This window comes from Microcystis sp. M49636_WE2 (assembly GCF_030065375.1).
Lineage (GTDB): Bacteria > Cyanobacteriota > Cyanobacteriia > Cyanobacteriales > Microcystaceae > Microcystis > Microcystis aeruginosa_C.
In genome coordinates this window covers 1-7,899 of sequence record NZ_JASJFG010000670.1, presented here as the reverse complement: position 1 = coordinate 7,899, position 7,899 = coordinate 1, and the positions used below count along the sequence as shown (strand labels likewise).

Here is a 7,899-nt window from a genome sequence, read left to right as displayed (position 1 = left end):
GGCACAATTATTTGTAGGATGGGTTAGCGGTAGCGTAACATAATCGGGCGTTGGGTTTCATGCTTCAACCCAACCTACGTTCATCTTATATTTAATACCACCCACCTACTTATGATATTAAGAATAGGGGGCCGGGTAAGCAACCGCTTAAAAAACCCAGTCATCGAAGGATGAACGCACCTTGAAAACTAGAGTTATGGGGTTCTATAGGGGAATGCTCCTATAGGTAAAAGCTCTCAGCGTCAAGTACCAAAGAAACCAATTATTTTAGAGGTTTGGAACTGTATCGTGGGACACACGAGAACAGGCTTCTGTAAGGGAGCGAAAGTCTGAGGAGAGAACCACCTCTGGCTGGGATTTCGCTAGGAATCTAATTCAAGTGGACTCGTTGAGCCAGAAATTCACAGCAGTGATGCTAGAAGAATCCACGTCCGTTTACGGCGTGGGGTATGTCAACTACTCTCTATGTGCGAGAATAGCCTGTGTGAAAAACCTAGGTAATTGTTATGGTTGCACATATACAAAATAGGCAGTTTAACGGGTTGTCTAGCCAAGAAGCTGGCGATCGCTTGAAACAGCATGGCTACAACGAACTGCCCTCAACCCAGCATCGTACTTTTTTAAGGATCGCCCTAGACATTATCCAAGAGCCGATTTTCTTGCTCCTGATTGCCTGTGGTGTCATCTACCTCTTTTTGGGTGATGCACAAGAAGCTCTGATTTTATTGGGGTTTGTCTTTTTTATTATTGGCATCAATCTTTACCAAGAGCAGAAAACGGAACGTTCTCTAGAAGCACTGCGGGACTTATCCAGTCCTCGGGCCTTGGTGATTCGAGATGGGGAACGGCAGCGAATTGCCGGCCGAGAAGTGGTAGAGGGGGATCTGATCGTGGTGGAGGAGGGCGATCGCGTTCCTGCGGATGCGATTTTGCTGTGGTCCACTCACTTGACGATTGATGAATCGCTGTTAACCGGAGAGTCTGTTCCGGTCAGGAAACGCACCATCCAGCTAGAAGAAGACCCAGAGAAACTTTCAGCCACCTTGAGACCGGGTGGAGACGACTTACCCACTGTCTATTCTGGCACTCTTGCGGTGCAAGGGCAGGGCATTGCCCAGGTGCAAGCAACGGGTATCGGCACTGAAATGGGAAAAATTGGCAAAGCTCTGCAAACGGTTGAACCGGAAGACACGGTCTTACAAAAAGAAACCCGTCGCATTGTCGGTAAATTGACGATGATCGCGCTGGCCATTTGTGCGGCGGTGGTCGTGATTTATGGATTAACCCGGGCCGATTGGTTGCATGGCTTTTTGGCAGGATTAGCCCTGGCGATGGCAATTTTGCCCAATGAAATTCCGGTGGTGCTGGCCATCTTTCTGGCTCTGGGAGCGTGGCGATTCTCGCAAAAACAGGTACTAACCCGTCGCATTCCAGTGGTTGAAACCCTGGGTTCTGTCACCGTTCTTTGTGTCGATAAGACTGGAACCCTGACATTGAACCAAATGGCCGTCAAACAATTGTTGGTTTACAGCGGCTCCAATGCTTGTCTGTACGATGTGACGCTCCACGAGCGCGAACCCTTGCCAGAAGTCCTTCATCCCCTGATCGAGTTTGGTATTCTAGCGAGTCGCAAAGATCCCTTTGACCCGATGGAAAAAGCTTTGCAGCAAATTGGTTGGAATTACCTAGCCAAGACTGAACACCTGCATAGCGATTGGCAACTACTGCGCGAATATCCCCTGTCCACCGATCTCTTGGCCATGTCCTGTGTCTGGGAATCCCTGACGGGGGAGCTTACCGTTGCGGCAAAAGGGGCTCCAGAAGCGATCGCCGATCTCTGCCATTTCAGCCCGATTCAACAACAGGAGCTTGTCGAACAGATCCAGGCAATGGCCGGAGAGGGTTTGCGAGTTCTGGGAGTCGCCCAAGGACGCAAAATGGGAACATTACCCAAAACCCACGCTCTTGAGTCATCCGGGCCTCCAGCCTACTTAGAATCTGACGATCGCTTACCTGTTCAACAACACGACTTTGAGTTTGAATTTGTCGGACTCATCGGCCTGGAAGACCCGGTGCGCCCTACTGTGGCACCTGCGATCGCTGAATGCTATGGTGCGGGAATTCGCGTTGTCATGATTACGGGTGATTATCCGGTAACAGCCCAGAACATTGCCCGTCAGATTGGACTCAGGCCTTTAGACAAGGTGATCACCGGTAGGGAACTGGAGCAAATGGGTGAGTCGGAACTGCGCGATCGCATTCAAAGCACCAACATCTTTGCCCGTGTCGTCCCCGAACAAAAACTATTGATTGTCAATGCACTGAAACGCTCCGGTGAAATTGTGGCTATGACCGGTGATGGTGTCAACGATGCCCCGGCCCTCAAGTCTGCCCATATCGGCATTGCCATGGGTGAACGGGGGACCGATGTAGCGCGCGAGTCTGCCGATTTGGTCCTGTTGAAAGATGATTTTTCGTCCATCGTCGAATCGGTCAAACTGGGCAGACGTATCTTTGACAACCTGAAAAAAGGGATGGCCTATACCTTGGCCGTTCACGTTCCGATCGCGGGTATGTCGTTGATTCCAGTCATGTTTGGCTGGCCCTTGGTGCTGCTCCCCATCCACATTGCCTTTCTGCACTTAATTATCGATCCAGCCTGCACGGTTGTGTTTGAAGCTGAACCGGCAGAGAGCGATATTATGCGTCGCCCACCCCGTAATCCCAAAGAACCCTTGTTCAGTCGTCGGACGTTGCGATTGGCCTTGCTTCAGGGGATCAGCGTTTTAGTGGTACTGGTTATTGTATTTGCGATCGCCTATAACAACGGCAATAGTGAATTTGATGCTCGTGCCTTAGCATTTACGACATTGATTATCTCCAACCTGGCTATGATTTTAACCAATCGTTCCTGGTCCCGAACGATTCCAGAAATGCTCCAAGCTCCTAATCAGGCTTTGTGGTGGGTGATCGGCGGTGGACTGCTGTTTTTGGGATTAGTTCTCTATGTTCCCTTGCTACGACACCTGTTCGGCTTTTCATTTCTACATACTGATGATTTGCTGGTTAGCTTAGTTTCTGGAGTTGTCAGTATTTTCTGGTTTGAAGGACTAAAACTGTGGAACCGTCGGCACTTGAACAGCCAAAAATAAAAGACATCATATAGCGTTTTTCAGTCGGCTGAGGTACAAAAGTTATGGGTTTTAGGCAAAAGGCAAAAGGGAAGAAAAATAGGTGTACCTCACTAGCTTAGGAAACGCTATAGATTCCACGATCGGTTACAAATTGTTGCAGCAGTGCGCTATGTAGTTGCTTGAATGAATTGTGCCTACCTACTTAAATAATCAGCATGGTGGGTTCAATCATCAAGTTTAACCCTCTGCTAACCAGCGCACGGCATCCTTAGCGTGGTAGGTTAAGATAATATCGGCCCCCGCCCGTTTAAAGCTGGTTAAAGTCTCTAAAGTCACCCGTTTTTCGTCAATCCAGCCATTTAACGCCGCCGCTTTAATCATTGAATATTCCCCCGATACATTGTAGGCAGCCACGGGTAAATTAGTCATTTCCTTGATTCTCCAGATAATATCCATGTAAGACAGGGCAGGTTTTACCATTAACATATCTGCTCCCTCTAATACGTCTAATTCCACCTCTTTTAAGGCTTCTCTGGCATTACCCGGATCCATTTGGTAGGTTCTGCGATCGCCGAATTGGGGGGTAGAATCCGCCGCATCCCGAAACGGACCATAATAGGCAGAGGCATATTTAGCCGTATAGGAAAGAATCGGTGTATCACTATAACCCGCCTCATCCAATCCTTGACGAATTGCCTGGACAAAACCATCCATCATTCCCGAAGGTGCAATGATATCCACTCCCGCTTTTACCTGAGAAACGGCGGTTTTTTGCAATAATTCCAGAGTGGGATCGTTTAACACCCTGCCGGTTAAATCTCCCGTTTGCAGATAACCACAATGACCGTGGTTGGTATATTCACACAAACAAGTATCGGCGACAATGAGTAGATCGGGAACTGCCTCTTTAATTGCTGTGGCCGCTTTTTGCACAATACCATGATTGTGCCATGCTCCCGTCGCCTCTGTGTCTTTGCTTTCCGGCAGCCCGAATAAAATAATCGCTGGGATTCCTAAATCCCGCACTTCCTTGGCTTCGTCAACAATTTTATCGATTGATAATTGGTACACCCCCGGCATCGATTTGACTTCCTGGGCGATACCTTCCCCCGTTGTGGCGAAAAGGGGATAGATAAAGTCATTGGCTGTCAAGACGGTTTCACTCACCAGACGGCGCATTTGAGGGGTTTGACGCAGACGACGGGGGCGATGAATAGGAAACATAGTTTTTTGTGATTAAATCGGGAATCTGGTCTCGATTGTTTAGTTTAAATCTTTGCTGAGGATGAACACAAATCGATTCCGCCGGCAGCCCGCAGCCGGCAGCTATGGGCAATATTTAGTTATTTTGAGCTTAATTACACTATTTAGGTCAAAAATGACCTAATAAATCTCTATCGTCGTTTTGAGGGCAAAAAACCAGCAATTTGACTAAAATTTCATCTTTATAGCGATCAATTTTGCTGTCGCCACCACCGCATCTATTTACAAAACTTTACCTCATCAGTTACCAGTTACCAGTTATCAGTTATCAGATATGATACTAAATCCGTTTATTAAAAACTGATTATTTATTCTCGCTTTTGCCTCTTGCCTTTTGCATGAGTGCCTCTCCTCATAACTAGCTTATACTCAACGGATTTAGTATGAGTTTTCAGTTCACTGATGGCTCTCTTGGATAGAGGCGCAAGCGTTCATCGATTACTGTTCACTGTTCACTGACTCCCAAAACCCATCTCCATTTGGGAGAAGGATCGTTTATTCTAGTAGGTAAGAGCGATCGATTCAGGATTTTTGCTATGGCCAACTTAGGTGATTTAGTCAAAAAAGCAGTTTATTTGGGCGTAGGCATTGCTACTTATGCCGCCGAAAAAGCTGAAGTAAATTTACAAGAATTAAGAAATCAAGCCCAAAAATTAGCCGATGAAATGATTTCTCGCGGTGAAATAAACGCAGAAGAAGCGCGGAAATACGTCGATGAGTTGGTGAAACAGGCACAACAGCAAACAGTAGAAGGTAACGAATCTAATATTCCCCATGAACCCCGACGGATAGAAATTATTGAAGACGAGGAAGACACCAAAGCAGCCGATCCCAAAGTAGATGAATTGCGGCAACAGGTGGAACGTCTTCAGGAGGAATTACGGAAACTGCAACAGGATTAAAACCTAGATTTTAGGGACAAATAATTAATTATTACCAGACAAGGGATGCAAGTATAAACATGGACGATTGGCAGAAAGATTTTTGGGAAGTTATCGAAACTGTCGCCCTGGGAATTGAAACTTTTTTCCAAGAAGTAGCCCAAACTATCGAAGAAATTAATGAGGAGATTATCATCGATCTGGAACAGTTTATTCAAGAGGTTTTACCCCAGGAATTAGAAGAATTTTTTAACCTCGATGAGTCCTTATTTTCGGAATTAGATGAACCCTCGGATTTTACCCTCACTCCTAAGGTTAACCCCGATCCTAACACCCATCCTGCTTGTATCGGTTGCCGTAATTATCACGGTTATATCTACGGGGGTAATCTTCTCGTCTGCGGTTTCCATCCCTACGGTTGGGATAGTGATAGTTGTCCTGATTGGCAAGCAGAGAATTAATTATTTTTCTATAAAATCAGGTAGGGTTATTATCCCTACCCATAGCTTTTATCTCAAAGCAATTATCCGTCATTTTTAGTTAAGAATTACCCTTGGGAGCATGGTAAGGTTCAGAATCAAAAGGCTGCATCCCCACATCGGGATATTCATCATTGCTGGGACTAAAAATGCGAGCGAAAGCCTCTGTTAGGTACTGGACAAAATTGTGTAATGTATCCTTGATATTCATTGCTTTTCTCTCCGACTCTCGACAACAATCTCTTTTTCGGATCAGGTTGATTCACCCCTCCATCCCAATTATCTGACCAGAATCTCATCAATTGTTGACTTTTGAGATAATTCTTGAATAATCTTCATAAGACTTTATATTTTTTCTGGTTTATTTAAACTTTTATAAAAATTCTTGTCTTTTTGTAAAGGAAAGATTATTCAATTAAATCGCTGATTTGTTGATCATCTAAGCATAAATATCCATTGACAAAAACTTTTAATTGAGCATTATCTATCTCCTCATCCAAAAAAAGCTCGATGGCTTTGTGACGAAGTTCTTTAATTTTGTTGAGGTTTAATCCCAACTTTTCGATAGTATTAAAAGATGGGGTCACTAAAATAGATTCAGGTAAATAGTTAATCGTGAATATAAGCTTTTTACAGTTGTTTTTTTTCGGGGCGATCTCGCTAACCCTAACTTTCACCCTCGGCTATGTTAGCCTGAGAGCGATCTCGCGCTTTACCGTCAAGGAATGTATGGCCCTTGCTGGTGCTTGGGGAATGGCTTTACAATCGGCGATCGCTTTCGTTAATTTTCTTTGTGGCTTTTCTGGAAGAACTTTTTTTCTGTTAGCGACGGCTGGTTTATTTATTATCTCTCTATGGTTACTGACGCGACAATTGTGGCAAGCGGAAGAAAGAGAAAACTATAGATGGCTATACCTAGCGATCTTGTTCTGGCTCGTCCTGCTAGGGATGCAATTCTTCGTCGTGCTTTACAGTGGGGGATTTTACTACGGGGATTGGTGGATGCACTTCGATATCGCTCAAATTTTTTTGGGACTTCAGAAAACCGATACGGTTTACTTTGGAACTTATAATGTTACTTCTAGAACTCCTTTATTTAATCTATTTTCTAGTTATTATCTGGCACTTTTAGAAAATTCATTTGCGGTTTATCAAATTACTGCGATTTTACCAGGAGTATTCCTGACCCTCCTAATCCCTCTCTTTCTGCGTCCGTCGTTAATTCCGTTAGCCTTTTTCCTCGTGGCTTTCAGTCCCTATTTGAGTAATATAATCACCTACCCTTGGCCGAAGGTATTGGCCACGGTCTATATCTTAACCGGCATCTATTTCTATCTCGACTTGAGAAACAATCCCCGCACAAGAGTCTATTCGCCTTCCGGGATTGGTTGTGGAGTTAGTTGGGGATTAGCTTTTCTCAGTCATCCTTCCGCTATACTCTATGTTATCGCCCCGATCGTCGATAATCTCTGGGTAAATCGTAAAAATTTAGCTCTTGTAGTCCGTCAGTTATTTTTTCCATTAATCCTCATGATCGCCGTGTGTCTTCCCTGGTATTTATGGGGAATCTCTCACTTCGGTCTCGCTTCTATCTTCCAGACGGCAATGGGAACGACGGGGGGGGCGACCGCGAGCGTTAGAATTTCCGATGCTTTCAACAATGCGTGGTCTACCGTTTATCCCCTAGAACTTTCCGACGCGGTTCAAGATCGAATCCAGAAAGGCCCCGGAGAGGGGGGCGAGTTTTACATCTTACGCTATCGGCTGTGGAATTCATGGTTTCGCTTGTATTTTAGTGTTTTAGCCGGCTCTATAACGATAACCCTGAGCGCCGTCCTTCTGACGGTTTTCGGGAAACGAGTTTTCGGAAAAGTTAAGGGTAAACCTTTGTTTCCCAGATCATTTTTAGTATCGGTACTCGCGAGCGGTTTTTTGGGAGGTTGTTTCCTGCAACCCGGATTTCATCGAGGGGGAATTATCGGCGAGAGTATGACTCCTATCGTGGTTCTGTTGCTCTTGATCGTTACCGAATATCTGGCCATGTTACCCGTGAGACTGAAACAGTTAATTCTCTTCACTATCGTGGGAGAGTTCGTTCTTTCTCGGGGGATTCACTTGTTATTTCTCGGTGCGGAAAAAACG

General features: G+C 45.3%; 7 protein-coding genes. 4 read left to right on the top strand and 3 right to left on the bottom strand.

The features are described 5' to 3' along the window. Window positions 1-506 precede the first annotated feature (506 nt). Window positions 507-3,152, top strand: coding sequence for a cation-translocating P-type ATPase (locus PX484_RS15495; protein ID WP_288104591.1), 2,646 nt, complete (start codon window positions 507-509; stop codon window positions 3,150-3,152). Between the two features lie 219 nt (window positions 3,153-3,371). Here the strand turns inward: PX484_RS15495 and hemB are convergent, their stop codons facing one another. After that, window positions 3,372-4,358 carry a porphobilinogen synthase gene (hemB, locus tag PX484_RS15490; protein ID WP_108935343.1) on the bottom strand — a complete coding sequence of 329 codons (987 nt, stop codon included), beginning with the start codon at window positions 4,356-4,358 and terminating at the stop codon, window positions 3,372-3,374. 575 nt (window positions 4,359-4,933) lie between these two features. Between hemB and PX484_RS15485 the strand changes: the two genes are divergently transcribed. Together PX484_RS15485 and PX484_RS15480 are read left to right on the top strand one after the other, a co-directional pair. Further along, window positions 4,934-5,299, top strand: coding sequence for a phasin family protein (locus PX484_RS15485; RefSeq protein ID WP_104396542.1), 366 nt, complete (start codon window positions 4,934-4,936; stop codon window positions 5,297-5,299). 59 nt (window positions 5,300-5,358) lie between these two features. Further along, a complete protein-coding gene (locus tag PX484_RS15480) occupies window positions 5,359-5,739 on the top strand; it encodes a hypothetical protein (RefSeq protein WP_004163637.1) in 381 nt (126 codons plus the stop codon). A 79-nt stretch (window positions 5,740-5,818) separates the two neighbouring features. Here PX484_RS15480 and PX484_RS15475 read toward each other — a convergent pair whose 3' ends face one another. Both PX484_RS15475 and PX484_RS15470 read right to left on the bottom strand, forming a co-directional pair. Beyond that, complete coding sequence (locus tag PX484_RS15475) at window positions 5,819-5,968, bottom strand: hypothetical protein (protein WP_004163638.1); 150 nt, start codon at window positions 5,966-5,968, stop codon at window positions 5,819-5,821. A gap of 196 nt (window positions 5,969-6,164) precedes the next feature. Next, complete coding sequence (locus PX484_RS15470) at window positions 6,165-6,344, bottom strand: hypothetical protein (RefSeq protein ID WP_223211070.1); 180 nt, start codon at window positions 6,342-6,344, stop codon at window positions 6,165-6,167. Between the two features lie 28 nt (window positions 6,345-6,372). Here PX484_RS15470 and PX484_RS15465 point away from each other — a divergent pair. After that, window positions 6,373-7,899: hypothetical protein (locus PX484_RS15465; RefSeq protein WP_288104587.1), on the top strand; the 1,527-nt coding region annotated here is incomplete at its 3' end.

Bases quoted from the DNA above. Each gene is read 5' to 3' on its own strand.
- PX484_RS15475 (WP_004163638.1), bottom strand. From the start codon at position 5,968: ATGAATATCAAGGATACATTACACAATTTTGTCCAGTACCTAACAGAG.
- hemB (WP_108935343.1), bottom strand. From the start codon at position 4,358: ATGTTTCCTATTCATCGCCCCCGTCGTCTGCGTCAAACCCCTCAAATG.
- PX484_RS15495 (WP_288104591.1), top strand. From the start codon at position 507: ATGGTTGCACATATACAAAATAGGCAGTTTAACGGGTTGTCTAGCCAA.
- PX484_RS15480 (WP_004163637.1), top strand. From the start codon at position 5,359: ATGGACGATTGGCAGAAAGATTTTTGGGAAGTTATCGAAACTGTCGCC.
- PX484_RS15485 (WP_104396542.1), top strand. From the start codon at position 4,934: ATGGCCAACTTAGGTGATTTAGTCAAAAAAGCAGTTTATTTGGGCGTA.